A 14,048-nucleotide genomic window follows, 5' to 3' on the forward strand; every position below is an offset into this window, starting at 1 on the left:
AGAACAAAGTAAGTTGTAAATTGATGATGCGTAAAAATTAGCTGATTTGCCCTTCTGCACCGAATTGGAGCAATTTGCCTCCTTACGGATTGACACAATAATAGCGTGAGCGGAGCATTTATCATCGGCGGGAATGCCGAATCCTCGGATCCGCGCTATGGTTGATACATCGACGGTTGATTCCGACATTTTTGCGCTATTTGTGGATAGCGCTGCGGATCGGGCGCTTTTCGTTTTGGATCCCAGCGGCACAATTACGAGCTGGAACCGCGGGGCTGAATTGCTCACCGGCTGGACCTCCGAGGAGAGTATTGGGCGTACGCGCGAGTTCCTTTACCCGCATCCCACTGCCCAGCCTGCCGCCGATCTCAAGCGCGCCCAGGCCGGCGAGCGTGTCCATGAAGAAGCGCTGCGGGTCCGCAAGGACGGAACGGAGTTCCTGGCTGAAGTTTCGTTGACCGCCCTGCGAGATCCCAGCGGCCGGCTGCGAGGTTTTGGCGAAGTGCTGTTCGACATCAGCGACCGCAAGGCATCCGAACTGGCCCTCCAGCGCAGCGCGCTCCATCTGCGCTCCATTCTTGCTGCCGTTCCCGATGCGATGATCGTGATCGATCAGGCGGGGCACATCCAGTCCTTCAGCGCGGCGGCCGAGCGCCTGTTCGGCTATAGCGAGAGCGAGGTCGTCGGTCAGAATGTCAGCAAATTGATGCCGCAACCCGACAAGGCGCGGCATGACAGTTATCTCACCCGCTATATCGCGACAGGGGAGCGCCGTGTCATCGGCATCGGCCGGATCGTCGTCGGTCAGCGACGGGACGGGACCAATTTCCCGATGGAATTGGCGGTGGGGGAAACGCGCAGTGACGGGCACCGCATCTTCACCGGGTTCATTCGGGATATCACCGAAAAGCAGCGTGCTGAACTAAGGCTCGAGGAACTCCAGTCCGAGCTGATTCATGTCTCGCGCCTGTCCGCGATGGGAACCATGGCATCGACGCTGGCGCACGAGCTCAACCAGCCGCTGACCGCAATCGCGAACTATCTGGAAGCGGGTAAGGAAATGCTTCGGCAGGACGGCCCGGCTATTCGGGAAATGCTCCAGGAAGCGGTCGAGGAATCGGCGAAGGAGGCCTTGCGCGCGGGGGCAATCGTACGGCGACTGCGCGATTTCGTCGCAAGCGGCGACGTGGATAAGCATGTCGAACCTCTGTCCCAGCTCGTCGATGAAGCGAGCCGCCTGGCGCTCACCGGCGCAAAGGTGCACGGCGTGATTGCGAGTTTCGATCTCGATGAAAAGGCGAGAGTCCTCGCTGATCGCATTCAGATCCAGCAAGTCCTCCTCAATCTTATCCGCAATGCGATGGAGGCGATGAGCGAGGTCGAAATCCGCAATCTCCATATCACAACCGCGCAGGATGCGCGCGGCATGGTCCGCGTGTCCGTGCACGACACTGGTCCGGGCATATCACCGCAGGCCGCACCGAAGCTCTTCGAGGCATTCAGCAGCACCAAGGAATGCGGCATGGGCCTGGGCTTGTCGATCTGCCGCACGATCGTCGAATCCCATGGCGGTCGGATTTGGGCCGAGCCCAGGCAGGGTGGCGGGACGATCTTCCATTTCACTCTAGTGGGGGCGGGCAGCGAGTTGGAATGAGCGACAAACGCATAGTCTACCTCATCGACGATGAGGACTCTGTCCGCCGCGCGGCGGCTTTCATGCTTCGTGCAGCAGGCTTCGAGGTGAAGACCTATTCCTCCGGCGTCGAATTTCTGCGCGAAGCGGAAAAGACAGAGCTTGGCTGTATCCTCCTGGACGTACGCATGCCGGAGATGGACGGGCTGGAGGTGCAAAACCAGCTCAATGCGCGAGGCATCCGCATGCCCATCATCATTCTGACCGGACACGGCGACATCAACATCGCGGTTGCCGCGTTGAAGAATGGCGCTGCGGACTTCCTGGAAAAGCCGTTCGAGCGCACCGTGCTGCTACTCAGCATCGATGCCGCATTTGAGCGCTTCAGCCACACCGAGCGAGCGGATGCGAAGATACGACAGGCTCAGCTTCATCTCGCTGGTCTTACGTCGCGTGAAAGGGAGGTGCTGCGAGGCCTGGTGCGGGGCCATCCCAACAAGACGATCGCCTTCGATTTGGGGATTTCGCCGCGTACGGTGGAGTTGCACCGGGCAAATCTCATGAGCAAGCTGCAGGTTCGCAGCCTGTCGGACGCACTTCGTATCGCGTTCGCGGCGGGACTGGAGAACGAGCCTACCTAGGAACATCACGAGACGACGTCGTGGCTGGGATCGGCCATGCTCGGCCCATGATCCCTGCTGATGCGCAAGATAACCGAACTGTTCTTTTGGTCGATGGTGACGCCAGCGTTCGCCGGTCTCTTCATATGCTGCTCAAGGTGCACGGCTTCGACCTGAAAGCCTATCGGTGCATGAACTTGTTGCTGGATACTCCAGAGATTGCCGGAGCGGGCTGGCTGATCGCAGAACAGCATCTCCCCGATGGCAACGGGATTTCGATCCTATCAATTCTTCGTGCGCGAGGCTGGCACGGTCGCGCGTTGCTATTCACGACATCATTTGATCCATTCCTGGTGGAGGCGGCGTTGGACGCGGGCTTCGAAGCGGTCCTGGACAAACCGCTGATTCCGCGGCGTTTGCTCGCTTGGCTGAAGATGGAAAGGATTGGAGAAGAGCCCATGCCGAGTATTCGCTCGTAAGGTGGGTCGCTCCGGTGGCATCGTGCGATGCAGGAACGGTCCTTGCTGGCTTTTTTGGGCGGGGTTGGGCAACGCTACTAGCATCACCTGTTGATGGGAGTGCTTCGATGACTCCTTCCTTGGAAAAACTGGTCCAATTCTGAAGATAGCCGCGTGTGGCGTAGGGTTTGGAGAAAACTATGGGACGTCATTATAATTACGCCTGAGCAGATCATCGCGAAGCTGTCCGCCAGATCCTCTCGAGAATGACAATAACCCGAGCAGTGGCGGTGGCGGTGGTGGCAACGGCGGCAACCAAGATTATCACGACTGATCCCAACGAACGCTGCGATCAGTCCGATCAGTTCGCCGATCATTGGGGTAACGGCGCCGGCGTGAACGAATGGCCGCTTTCGGGACTTGCAACAGCCAGGCCGAACGGCAGCAACGGGGGCGCTTAGCCGACCGGCAGGTCGCGCCGGAAGCTGCCCGGCAGATTTTCGACTTTATGCCGACCGTCCGCTCTTGGGGGATGAGGCGGCAATAGCTGCCGTTGCGGGACCGGCTAGCGCGGGTGACCGCTAACGCCCCAAAGTCAGCCGTTTCCTACGTATCGCTAGACTTCCGTCAGTTGCCGTTCGTCAGGCCTCGCTCGCGCGCTCAGCTTTCTCGTGTGTAGCCCGATACCGCGGCGTATCGTCGGAGTTCCTCGAGCAAGGCATGGCAGGCTCCATCTTCCGATGAAAAGGTAGTTAGCCCGGTTTCGAGGCCACGCTCAGCGTAGAACGTTTCCCAGACCCCGCGTCTCTCGCGGATTACAAAGCACTCGGACGGCACAGATGCTCCCAAACAGAGCATATCTGTCGGGATGCCTTCCAACTTCATCATTTCGACAAGATCGTCTCGCGTCATCCCGCTTTGGGTAAGGCGTTGAACGTTCACTATCCAGAGTTTTCGCGCTGAAAGCTGCCGGACCGCTACCCACCCCAAATGGTGGCCGTTCGCGGCTAAAGTAGCGCGTCCCGAGAGCCGACGTTAGGATCGGTCGGAAATGGAATCGGGGGAAGCATGAGAGCAGCATTCTGGCGTTTCGCACACCGGCGATATCAATTCAGAAAACCACTGATTCTTGTCGATGTCGCAGCGTTCTCATGGTTTGCGTTTTTCGCGCTCGTTTACGGAGCAGCTTTGCTGGCGGGCTGGGTACCGGATGTCATGGAGGCGCTGGTTGGGATCCTCTTGGTTGGTGGACCCCTTACGTTGGGGGTGCTTCATCGCCGTATTCGGATCGAAGCGGCCAAGTCACCGGATGCGCTTTACAGGAAGCGGTTGCAAGCAAATCGCTGATGGGCGGTGTCCCGCGTCCGTGGGCAAAGGCCGCACTTCCGCTAACACCCAATCTCGGCCATTGCGGCCGAAATTTGAGCGGCAAAAAGCGGTCTGGCCGCTAACGCCCCAATTGCCGCCACTACCTAATCGCCGTATCGATTGTCGATGCGAAATCCCTTCACCCCTTTGCTCGGACTTCTCGCGCTAGGCGGCTGCGGTGTCGGAACCGCTGCACGGCCAAGCATCACGTTCAATGTAGAGCCGAATGTCATGGGGTTTCCGCTATCCCTCGCCGTGCACAATGACAGCGGTGACCAGCTTTGCTTTCCGCAGTCGCATTTAACGACTGAAAATGCGAACGCTGTTCAGTTTAAGAAAGACGGTCATGAGCCGGAACGTATTGGTAGTAGCGAATATATCGATGAAATGCCTGCTTCCGGCCCCTTCTATTTTGCCTCGCCTCACCGAGTAACTAGGCTACCAATCGACACTGATTATTTGGTAATGCCGACCGATAAATATGACTTCAAGTTTGAATTGGGCTGGTTTCGATGCAATGACCTCGACTCTTCGCGCATTATATCAACGCAGAGGTTGACTACAGCTTTGATCTCTGGCCGTGTGACATACACTGCTATTTATGATGACGGCCGTGCCGGGAGGTTCCGAGAGCCTGACTAACGGCATCTAACCACCCACAGTCGGCCATTCGGCCTTCGCGGCGATAGCTGCCGTTTATGGGTTTACGATCTAATCGATCGGCGTAACCGATATGAGCTTGTCGACGACTATCTCGTGAGCAGACACACCGAGATGACCGTGGTGACCGGGAAGCAGCGTTCGCCTGCCAACGAACTCGATAGCGTAAGTCTTTCCTGTGATTGTTTTTCCACTCGGCCGAACGTCACCTGGGAAGGTGATCCAGATATGCCCGTCCTTACCATCGTCTTGACACGATTGGGCAGGTGCCGGGCAGAAGCGTTGCCCTTCAAACGCATCTAACCACAATCCTCGCCATCTTTGAGGCTTGGTCATGGCGAAGCATTGATCGGTGCGCTCTGGCATCGTGTCGATACCGCCGAACCGTATTGCTTTTAGACAGCCCGCTGTCATCCCCGGTGACTCAAGGCTGATCCTCCGCATAATCTCGTCTGAGACCTTCGGCTTTGGACGATGGCAGGAACTTGCACCGACAAGGGCCAAGGTCGCCGCAACAGCTGTGAGGACTTTCGAGTGCACATTGGAAGCGTGGCCGCTGTCCGGAAAGTTGGCAAGTCCGCTAATCGGTTGTTCCGCCTACAAGCCGCCGTTCCGCTTCCCACCCAATAGCAGACGCTTATGTATGTGGCCGGCAGTCGCGAGGGTCGTCTCCTCCGAGCCTACTACTCTCGCAGTGCGGGCCCGACCTGCCAACTTCGCGCATCGCGCGCGCGGCCTCGTCAGCTCGAAGAAGATATAGGGTCGCGAGCCAAGCGTGATGGCGTGCCTCGGCTCGACCGCTCATTTCTTTCGCGGCCTGAAAATGACGATCCGCCGAGGCTCTATAATAATCGATCGCATCCATCTTTAGGCATGCTCCAGCGCGCCATTTCATTCCACCATTGTTCCCGGGCAGCAACCCAGCTTAGATGAGCCGATGCGGGCTAGTCTCATGCACATGCCATGTTTTCCAAATCGGTAAGATGGCACCCGTTATATTACCGAATTGCTCTGAAATGCTTTGTTGGTGTGACATCGTCCCCGCTCCTGAGTTAGGCGAAGTATCGAGCCTAGGGGCGTCGGATCGATTAAGGGAATTGGAATTGATCGAACAGGCTCGCGAATGTAACCGGCCGGGGCTCGCAGAGCTGCGCCGTCAGGCGCGCGTGCTGACGAGCGGCGTGTTTGGCATGAGCGGCGACGCCGAGCTCTCTCAAATCGTTGAGCGGGTCGCCGCAGAGACCGGTTTTCCCTTTTCCGCAGTGTCTATCGTTGACCGCTCTACTCTGTGGCTCGCCGTCGCCTACGGCTTCGATCCTAGGGAGTTCGCCAGGCCCGACAGTTTCTGCGACGCCGCGATTGGAGTTCGCAATTACGCGCCTTTGTGTGTCCCCGATGCTTGGCACGAGCCACGCTTCAAGTTCGCTCCAGCGGTGCTTGAGATGAACGTGCGAGCCTATTTCGCCGCACCTCTCGTAACCAGCGATGGTTTTGCGCTGGGTACATTATGCCTTCTGGACCAGAAACCCCGGACCGTGGACGCGAGCGGCCTTGAAGTCCTGAAATCCCTCGCAAGCCAAGCGACCGAGGTGATTGAGCGCGAGGCAAATGCGCTTGCGTACGCGAAATATGCGATCGCTGAGCTCAGTACCCGCATCCGTTTCGCCGTTGCAGACCAGAACGACGCTGAGGTGGCCGTGCTCGATGAGGAACTTCGTCGGATGGAGGCGAAATTTGGGACTCATTGGAAATAGAAGCTCTGGGGCTGGTCGCATGTAGCTCGCAAGATGGGCCGTTCGAACGTCTGCTTTGCCGAGGGTAGCGCTGGGAACGGTCGGGCAGCAATCCACCCAATTGCAGACATTCTCACACACTTGGATTAGCCGACTGAGAGGAGCCGGTGATGACCAAAATTGGAGTCGGCGTGCTAGGTCGGGAACAACTCGCGTCTCAACTTCGCGTCAAGCCGCCATATGACGAAACCATCGAGCAGATTGCAGCTGAAGCACCCAGCGAACTTGGAGCTATCGCGCACTACGCCCTCTTCTGGGGTGTGTCAGACGATGGATACGGGAGTGGCCTCATTGGTCGGTCAAGCCGAGAGTTGAGGCGCAACCTCATTTCGGTGGTGAAGCAGTATGAAGATCAGTTGGAAAATTGGTTAGCTGGGCCGGCGGCGGAAGGTCCAGATTACACCATTGCCTACATTGCCTACTCCGCCCTCATGATGGCTTCCGACGAGGCAGGATCATTCGAGGTCGATGACCGCTAGGGTCAGGACCCATTGATGTGAGCGTCGCGATCTGATTCAGGCTCCGCAAGGAGACTGACTGTGAGCAACCTGTACTGGCTGACGGACGAGCAAATGGCGCGGCTCGAGCCGTATTTTCCAAAGAGCCATGGCAGGCCGAGGGTTGAGGATCGGCGTGTGCTGAGCGGGATCATCTTCGTCAATCGCAACGGGCTGCGCTGGCGGTACGCGCCGAAGGATTACGGCCCGCACAAGACGCGCTACAATCGTTGGAAGCGCTGGGGCCAGATGGGCGTCTTCACGCGCATGATGGAAGGGCTCTCGGCCGGCGCTGAGCGCAAGACGGTGATGATCGACGCGACCTATTTGAAGGCGCACCGCACGGCATCGAGCCTGGCGGTAAAAAGGGGGATCTCGGCCGCCTGATCGGCCGCACCAAAGGCGGCATGAACACCAAGCTCCATGCCGTCACCGACGCCAACGGCCGCCCTTTGAGCTTCTTCATGACCGCCGGCCAGGTCAGCGACTATATCGGTGCAGCAGCCCTGCTGGACGAATTGCCGAAGGCTCAATGGCTGCTCGGCGACCGGGGCTATGATGCTGACTGGTTCAGGGACGCGCTGGAGGAAAAAGGCACAAAGCCCTGCATCCCGGGCCGGAAATCGCGCAACGAGCCCATCAAATACGACAAGCGCCGCTACAGACGCCGCAATCGCATCGAGATCATGTTCGGCCGCCTTCAAGGACTGGCGCCCCGTCGCTACCCGTTACGACCGCTGCCCCACCGCCTTCTTCTCCGCCATTGCGCTCGCCGCCACCATCATCTTCTGGCTATGACCAATGAGTCCTGACCCTAGTAACCCGCTTAGGAACGAGAAATCTGGTTTACCTACTCCTCCATCCTCATGGCTCACGATGAACTTACCTCCGCAAGGCTACGGAAAGGCTCTTGCCGGAGCCCCTGATTTACATTGTTAAAGGGATGGCGGTTGCAATTTCGGGCTGAAGGAACCTGTATGCACTCCGCACCTCAAGCTGAAACCTCAAAACTCGCCCTGATCGCCGATGTCGGCCACAATGCGATGCGCCTCGGTCTCACCGATGGCGACGGCCGCCTGCGTCGCGAGACGATCCGCACATTCGAGTCACACGAACAGTCGAGCATATCGGGCGCGTTCAGTAGCTTCAGCCGGAGTTGCGCACTGGAGGAGCTGCCGCGCCGCTGCGCGATCGCGATATCGGGTGCGGCTGTGGGCGACACGATTTCGGTGCCCAACAGTCGCTGGTTTCTCTCGCGATCCGGCCTCACCGCAATGCTGCAGGCCCCGCCGCTCATCCTTAATGATTTCGCGGCCAATGCCTGGGCGCTGAGTGCGCCCGATAGCGATGCGCGCATCGAAGCGATGGCAGGCGCACCGTTCAGCGCCGAGGAACCGGGTACGCGCTGCCTTATCGGGGTCGGTAGCGGGCTGGGTATCGCAGTAATCGTGCGCGACGAGCAGGGCCGAATCAACGTGCTGCCTACTGAGGGTGGTCACTGCCATTTCATGGCGGGACTCGCCGAACTCGACCCGCTTCTCGACGGGTGGCGCGCCAAAGAGCCTGTGACCGCCGAGGACCTGCTCTCGACGCGCGGTCTTCTAGCGCTCTATCGCATGGTGGTCGGGAGTGAAGGGGCAACTGCGCGTGCGAGCGATACCGAGGGAGTGATGCATCTCGTGACGCATCACGATCCACATGCGAGCCGCGCCGCAGCGCTGTTCGCCCGTGCGCTCTGGTATTTCGCTGGCAATATGGCGCTCGCTTATGGGGCATGGAACGGTGTGATGATCACTGGAAGCCTCGCCCGGGCACTGCGCTCGGAAATCCGAAGCCCGGATGCAGCCCGGTACTTCGTCGTACCAAGCCCTTGGCAGCGCCAACTCCGCGAAGTGCCTCGTGTGATCGTATCGCTCGAACATGCCGAGCTGCGCGGCGCGGCGCAGGCGCTGCTGATCCACTAGACGCTGATCTCGCTTATCACCCCGGCTCTATGCTGGCGGACGATGGCTTTCGTCCCATGTGAGAATAGTAGCAGCGCCAATCAGGCGCTGGAAGCGGGTCCGCGCTAACATCGCCTACAAGACGGCGCGTCTCGCGCCACCAGCTCTGCGCAGGATGGCTGCTTTTGAGATTTTGGAAGCTGCGTCCCAACGGTTGATATTTGGGGCTCGTACCTGCCGGTTCGGCATCGTGAACGACGACCGCACAACTCGCCCAGGTGCGCCAAGCCTGCCCGTCCGGTTTTCACAAAGTTCCGGCCGTTCGCGATTTATGATTCTACGGCCCGGGACCGCAATCGATAAGGTCGGTATTTTGCTTCCCAGACGCGGGCCGCGATGCGTGCATCGAGCGTCGCCGCATCGCACGGGTCGGCGACGCCGTCCGCCTGCGCCTGACGCGCGACGGCCTTGGCGACCGCGATCGCAACGGTGCGCAGCTCGGTGACGGGCGGCAGCAGCAATCCGTCCTTGTCGATAACGGTGGGCGACAGTTCAGCGACCCTCTTCCCGGCTGCCATGAACATCGTGTCGGTGATGCGCCGCGCGCCCGCCGCCAGGACGCCCAGGCCGACGCCCGGGAAGATGTAGGAATTGTTCGTCTGGTTAACCTTGGCGATCTTTCCTTCCCAGGTAACTGGCGGGAAGGGACTGCCGGTCCCAATGAGTGCGCGCCCGTCGGTCCAGGCGACGAGTTGCTCGGGCGTGGCCTCGGACCGCGAGGTCGGATTGGAGAGCGGGAAGATCACCGGCCGCTCGACCGATTGCGCCATCGTGCGCACGACCGACTCGGTAAAGGCGCCGGCCTGGCCCGACACGCCGATCAGCACCGTCGGCAGGGCATTTCGCACCACGTCGATCAGCCCGATCGCACCAGGCGCCTCCAGCGACCAGCCTTCAAGATCGGCAGGACGCTGGAGGAAAGGCCGCTGGCCGGGCGTGATGTTCTCCATGCCGTCGACCAGCAGGCCGTAGCGGTCGATCAGGAAGAAGCAGCGGCGCGCTTCTGTTTCGCTCAATCCGCCATCCATCATCGCCTCGAGCAGGAGCGAAGCGATGCCGCAACCTGCCGAGCCCGCGCCCAGCACGGCGATGCGCTGCTCGGTCAGCGGCACGCCAGTCACGTTGACCGCAGCGAGCAGCGAACTCGCGGCAATGGCGGCAGTACCCTGGATGTCGTCGTTGAACGTGCATAGTCGGTCACGGTACCGGTCGAGTAGGCGCGCTGCGTTGGCGCCGGCAAAATCCTCCCAATGCAAGAGCACGTCGGGCCAGCGTTCCTCGACGGCGCTCACGAATTCTTCGATGAATGCGTCATATTCCGCGCCCCGCACCCGCTCGTGCCGCCAGCCGACATAGAGCGGATCATTGAGACGGTCCCGATTGTCCGTGCCGACATCGAGCAATACCGGGAGAGTCTCGTCCGGATGGATGCCAGCGCACGCCGTGTAGAGGGACAATTTGCCGATCGAGATGCCCATGCCGCCGGCACCCTGATCGCCGAGCCCGAGGATGCGCTCCCCATCGCTGACGACGATGATGCGCACCCGATCGAGGCGCGTCGCTGCGAGGATCTCCCGGATGCGATGGCGGTTCGGATAGCTGATGAACAGGCCGCGCGGTTTGCGCCAGATCTCACTGAAGCGTTCGCAGCCTTCACCGACGGTCGGCGTGTAGACGAGGGGCAGGGTCTTTTCGAGATCGTGGCAGACGAGCGCGTAGAACAACGTCTCGTTGGAATCCTGCAGATCCCGCAGGAAGGCATAGCGTTCGAAATCGGTGCCGAAGGCGAGCAGAACCCTCCACCGGCGTTCGACCTGTTCCTCCAGCGTGCCGACATTGGGCGGCAGCAAGCCGTGCAGTTGAAAGGCGTCGCGCTCGCTCTCGGTGAAGGCGGTGCCCTTGTTGAGCATCGGCTTGTTGATGAGATCGAGGCCGGTCAGGTTCGTCTCGATCGACTGGGTCAGATCTTGTGGCGTCTTCACCGGTATCGGTCTTCAAAAAGCTGCATCACAGTCCCATAGCATCTTGCCAACAGATAACCTCCCCGGGGCTCGCCAGTCGAACGGAGCGGGGCGCTCATTCGCCAAGCTATCGTAACAGCGGATTTCGTCCCGCAGGAATAGCACGGGCTTCGCAAGGCTTGTCGCCGCCTCGCGTCATGGCCAGGCCCGCTCGCCCGGCTGGGCGGTCCCACGCACGCGTGGCAGCATGATCAGCGGCCAGGGATTGGGCATCTCGCCGACCGGTACATGGATCAGTGCCGGTTCGTTCGCGCGCAGTGCTTCGGTAAGCGCGCGTTCGAGCGCTTCCGGCGTCTCCGCCCGTGCCGAACGAACGCCGAAGCTCGCACCAAAGGCCACGAAGTCGGGATTGTGCAGGCGATCGGCGATGCGCCGGCCGCCATAGGCCATGTCCTGGATGCGCCGCACATTACCGAACGCACCATCATCGAACACGATCGTCACCAGCGCGATATTGTGGCGGACCGCGGTCGCGAGCTCGAATGCCTGATAGCCGAAACCGCCATCGCCCGCGATCGCGACCACCGGCCGGTTGCCGACCGCGACCTTGGCGCCGAGCGCTGTCCCGAACCCGAAACCGAGATTGTCCTGCTGCCCGCCCGACAGGAAAGTGCGCGGATGCGCGGCCTGATAGCCAAGCCTTGCCGCGAACCCCATCTGGGTCACTTCGTCGACGAGGATTCCCTCAGGCGGCAGCGCGCGGCGGATCGCGGCGAGGAACGCCATCTGCGGAGCGAGGCGGCCGAGTTCCTGTTCCATCCAGCCGCGTTCCTCCGAGAGGTCGCGGGGAGCGCGTGCCGAATTGTAGCGCGGCAATGCCTGGGCAAGTGCTTCGAGTGCCGCGCCCGCATCGGCGACGATCGCGCAATCGGGATTGCGGAAACGCCCCGGCTCCTCGGGCTCGATATCGATCCGCACGATCTTGAGATCGTCGTCTGTGCCCCAGACGCTCTGCTGGGTGTAGAGGCGCGTGCCGACTGCGAGGACGACGTCTGCCTCGCGCCACAGGCGGTGCGCAATCGGCAGATTGATCGCGAGCGGGTGGGTGCCGGGAATCGCGCCATGGCCCCGCCGATAATAGCCGACGGGCGCCTGCAGCATTTCGGCGACCCGGATAAGCGCCGCGCTGGCCTCCTGCGCGCCCCCTCCAACCATGATGAGGGGGCGCTTCGCCTGACCCAAAAGCTTCGCCGCCTGCGCGATCGCATCGCTGTCGACTTGGGGTTGGACGACCGGGAGGGGAAGGGCGGAGGCACCGGGGCCGCGCGCCGGCCAGGTGTCGATCGCGCATTCAAGGGCTACCGGACCCGGGCGGCCCGAGCGCGCGAGCTGGAGGGCCGTTGCCACCTTCATGCCTGCGTCGGCTGGCCCCTGAATACGCTGTGCATCCTTGGTGACGTGACGAAGCAGTCCCTGCTGGTCGCGGATCTCATGGAGATGTCCATGACCGCGCTCGAGCGCGTTCGACGGGATCTGCCCGGCCAGGGCGAGCACCGGCGCGTTCATGCCATAGGCGGTCAGGAGCGCGGCCGAGGCGTTGAGGATCCCGGGTCCGGGGACGGCCGCGAAGACCTGGGGACGGCCGGTCGCGAGCGCCGCGCCCAATGCCATATAGCCCGTCGTCTGCTCGTGGCGCGCATGGATCGTCCGCACCCGAGCGCGCGCATCATAAAGCGCGTCGAACAGGGCATCATTGTGGATCCCCGGCACGCCGTAGACGACGTCGATCCCATGGGCCTCGAGGGTCTCGACGGTCAGTTCGGCTGCATTCCTCGTCGTAATTTCTCGTGACACCGAAATCCCCAATCTGTAATAAACTCTCAACAACAAGGAGAGTATAAATAATGAAACCCGCTTACTGGATAGCGCGATCTCAAGTAATCAACCCAGATGAGTATTTTGAATATGTAAAAAGGGCCGGCCCCGCATCCCGTGAGTTTGGAGCGGAGATCCTGTCTCGTGGCGGGCGCTTCGAGATACTTGAGGGAACCTTACAGTTTCAGCGGTTTGTTCTGGTGAAATATCCTTCGTTCGACGCGGCGATGGATTTCTATCATTCGCAGGCCTATCGCGAGGCGGCCGCCTTTCGTCTGGGTGGCGCCGGCATCAACGAGCTGGTGATCGTCGAGGGCGAGGATAGCGGTTGAGCCCTCATCCAAGCTTTTCCTGAAAGAAGGGGATGAAGCGGCTCGCCAGATGGTCATAGGCAAAGCCGCTGGGCACGACTTCGCCGAAATGGCCGAGAACCGGGAACAGTTCGAGCGTCACGTCCCCGTTACCGGCAGCCACCACCTTGTCGCGCACCAGGATCGACTGTTCGACTGGCGCATGCATGTCGTGCTCGCCGTGGAGCAGCAGGAGCGGCTGGACGATGCCCTGCACATGGTCGATCGCCTGGATCTGTTCGTAAAAGGCGCGGTTGGCGACGGGATCACCGAGCCAGCTCGTGATCAGGCGATGCCGCGCCGGCGCGAAGGCGGCGGTGCCGAATGCCTGCTGGAGGAAGTCCGACACCGCGCCGAATGTCGCGACCGCGCGGAAACGGTGATCGGCCGCGGCGGCCCGGAGCACGGCATTGCCGCCGCGCGACACCCCGAACAGGCCGATCCGGCCCACATCGGCGAAGGGCTGTTCGGCGAGCCAGTCGAACGCGGCCGAGATGTCGTCGGGATCGTGCGTCGGCAGGTCGCCGCGATAGTTCATGCTGAGCACGTGAAAGCCGGCCGCGCGGAGACGTGAGGCGGCCCATTCGACGATCTCGAACATGCCCGTGCCCATGCCACCTGGACAAACCACGATCGTCGCTGCGGGCGCATCGGTCGCGGCGCGATAGAGCAACGTCTTGACCGAAGTGCCGTCGGGGAGCGGGATCGAACTGGTCGCGCCGGTCAGCAGCACCGGTCCGCCGTCACGAGGCGTGAGTTTCATGCGATACCCCTGTTCTTGACGAGATGGGTCGGGGGGGGGGGGGGGGGGGGGGGCGCCGCGGCCGGGC

The 14,048-nt window shown here is 61.0% G+C and carries 12 protein-coding genes and 1 pseudogene; 10 read left to right on the top strand and 3 right to left on the bottom strand.

What is annotated here, in order from left to right; all coding sequences use genetic code 11:
- The first annotated feature begins 157 nt into the window (after positions 1–157).
- From AAHM44_RS03420 to AAHM44_RS03460, 9 genes and pseudogenes are all read left to right on the top strand, one after another.
- On the top strand, positions 158–1,654 hold the full coding sequence (locus AAHM44_RS03420) for a PAS domain S-box protein (protein ID WP_342249023.1): 1,497 nt from the start codon (positions 158–160) through the stop codon (positions 1,652–1,654).
- Positions 1,651–2,274 (top strand): response regulator transcription factor, encoded by a 624-nt coding sequence (locus AAHM44_RS03425; RefSeq protein WP_342249024.1) that lies wholly within the window; start codon positions 1,651–1,653, stop codon positions 2,272–2,274. The genes AAHM44_RS03420 and AAHM44_RS03425 overlap by 4 nt, the downstream gene beginning before the upstream one ends.
- A gap of 47 nt (positions 2,275–2,321) precedes the next feature.
- Positions 2,322–2,732: a response regulator gene (locus tag AAHM44_RS03430; RefSeq protein WP_342249025.1), complete on the top strand. Its 411-nt coding sequence runs from the start codon at positions 2,322–2,324 to the stop codon at positions 2,730–2,732.
- Between the two features lie 1,047 nt (positions 2,733–3,779).
- On the top strand, positions 3,780–4,058 hold the full coding sequence (locus AAHM44_RS03435) for a hypothetical protein (RefSeq protein ID WP_342249026.1): 279 nt from the start codon (positions 3,780–3,782) through the stop codon (positions 4,056–4,058).
- Positions 4,059–4,205: 147 nt separating this feature from the next.
- The gene (locus AAHM44_RS03440) at positions 4,206–4,721 is read left to right on the top strand and encodes a hypothetical protein (protein WP_342249027.1); all 516 of its coding nucleotides are present in this window, start codon (positions 4,206–4,208) and stop codon (positions 4,719–4,721) included.
- 1,121 nt (positions 4,722–5,842) lie between these two features.
- Positions 5,843–6,493: a GAF domain-containing protein gene (locus tag AAHM44_RS03445; protein ID WP_342249028.1), complete on the top strand. Its 651-nt coding sequence runs from the start codon at positions 5,843–5,845 to the stop codon at positions 6,491–6,493.
- A gap of 149 nt (positions 6,494–6,642) precedes the next feature.
- The gene (locus tag AAHM44_RS03450; RefSeq protein ID WP_342249029.1) at positions 6,643–7,011 is read left to right on the top strand and encodes a hypothetical protein; all 369 of its coding nucleotides are present in this window, start codon (positions 6,643–6,645) and stop codon (positions 7,009–7,011) included.
- Positions 7,012–7,071: 60 nt separating this feature from the next.
- Positions 7,072–7,827, top strand: a pseudogene (locus AAHM44_RS03455) (IS5 family transposase).
- A 179-nt stretch (positions 7,828–8,006) separates the two neighbouring features.
- Positions 8,007–8,993 (top strand): glucokinase, encoded by a 987-nt coding sequence (locus AAHM44_RS03460; protein ID WP_342249030.1) that lies wholly within the window; start codon positions 8,007–8,009, stop codon positions 8,991–8,993.
- 308 nt (positions 8,994–9,301) lie between these two features.
- Here AAHM44_RS03460 and AAHM44_RS03465 read toward each other — a convergent pair whose 3' ends face one another.
- Complete coding sequence (locus AAHM44_RS03465) at positions 9,302–11,014, bottom strand: NAD-dependent malic enzyme (protein ID WP_342249031.1); 1,713 nt, start codon at positions 11,012–11,014, stop codon at positions 9,302–9,304.
- Positions 11,015–11,188: 174 nt separating this feature from the next.
- Positions 11,189–12,847: a thiamine pyrophosphate-dependent enzyme gene (locus AAHM44_RS03470; RefSeq protein ID WP_342249032.1), complete on the bottom strand. Its 1,659-nt coding sequence runs from the start codon at positions 12,845–12,847 to the stop codon at positions 11,189–11,191.
- Between the two features lie 50 nt (positions 12,848–12,897).
- Between AAHM44_RS03470 and AAHM44_RS03475 the strand changes: the two genes are divergently transcribed.
- Positions 12,898–13,200 carry a DUF1330 domain-containing protein gene (locus AAHM44_RS03475; RefSeq protein WP_342249033.1) on the top strand — a complete coding sequence of 101 codons (303 nt, stop codon included), beginning with the start codon at positions 12,898–12,900 and terminating at the stop codon, positions 13,198–13,200.
- Between the two features lie 4 nt (positions 13,201–13,204).
- On the opposite strand, the gene AAHM44_RS03480 is transcribed toward AAHM44_RS03475, so the two are convergent.
- Positions 13,205–13,981: an alpha/beta hydrolase family protein gene (locus AAHM44_RS03480; RefSeq protein WP_342249034.1), complete on the bottom strand. Its 777-nt coding sequence runs from the start codon at positions 13,979–13,981 to the stop codon at positions 13,205–13,207.
- Positions 13,982–14,048: the final 67 nt, after the last annotated feature.

Origin of the sequence: Sphingomonas sp. OTU376 (assembly GCF_038440415.1) — a bacterium.
In the GTDB taxonomy this organism is placed as follows: domain Bacteria; phylum Pseudomonadota; class Alphaproteobacteria; order Sphingomonadales; family Sphingomonadaceae; genus Sphingomonas; species Sphingomonas kyeonggiensis_A.

Bases quoted from the DNA above. Each gene is read 5' to 3' on its own strand.
- AAHM44_RS03420 (WP_342249023.1), top strand. From the start codon at position 158: ATGGTTGATACATCGACGGTTGATTCCGACATTTTTGCGCTATTTGTG.
- AAHM44_RS03460 (WP_342249030.1), top strand. From the start codon at position 8,007: ATGCACTCCGCACCTCAAGCTGAAACCTCAAAACTCGCCCTGATCGCC.
- AAHM44_RS03480 (WP_342249034.1), bottom strand. From the start codon at position 13,981: ATGAAACTCACGCCTCGTGACGGCGGACCGGTGCTGCTGACCGGCGCG.
- AAHM44_RS03475 (WP_342249033.1), top strand. From the start codon at position 12,898: ATGAAACCCGCTTACTGGATAGCGCGATCTCAAGTAATCAACCCAGAT.
- AAHM44_RS03435 (WP_342249026.1), top strand. From the start codon at position 3,780: ATGAGAGCAGCATTCTGGCGTTTCGCACACCGGCGATATCAATTCAGA.
- AAHM44_RS03440 (WP_342249027.1), top strand. From the start codon at position 4,206: ATGCGAAATCCCTTCACCCCTTTGCTCGGACTTCTCGCGCTAGGCGGC.
- AAHM44_RS03425 (WP_342249024.1), top strand. From the start codon at position 1,651: ATGAGCGACAAACGCATAGTCTACCTCATCGACGATGAGGACTCTGTC.
- AAHM44_RS03430 (WP_342249025.1), top strand. From the start codon at position 2,322: ATGATCCCTGCTGATGCGCAAGATAACCGAACTGTTCTTTTGGTCGAT.
- AAHM44_RS03450 (WP_342249029.1), top strand. From the start codon at position 6,643: ATGACCAAAATTGGAGTCGGCGTGCTAGGTCGGGAACAACTCGCGTCT.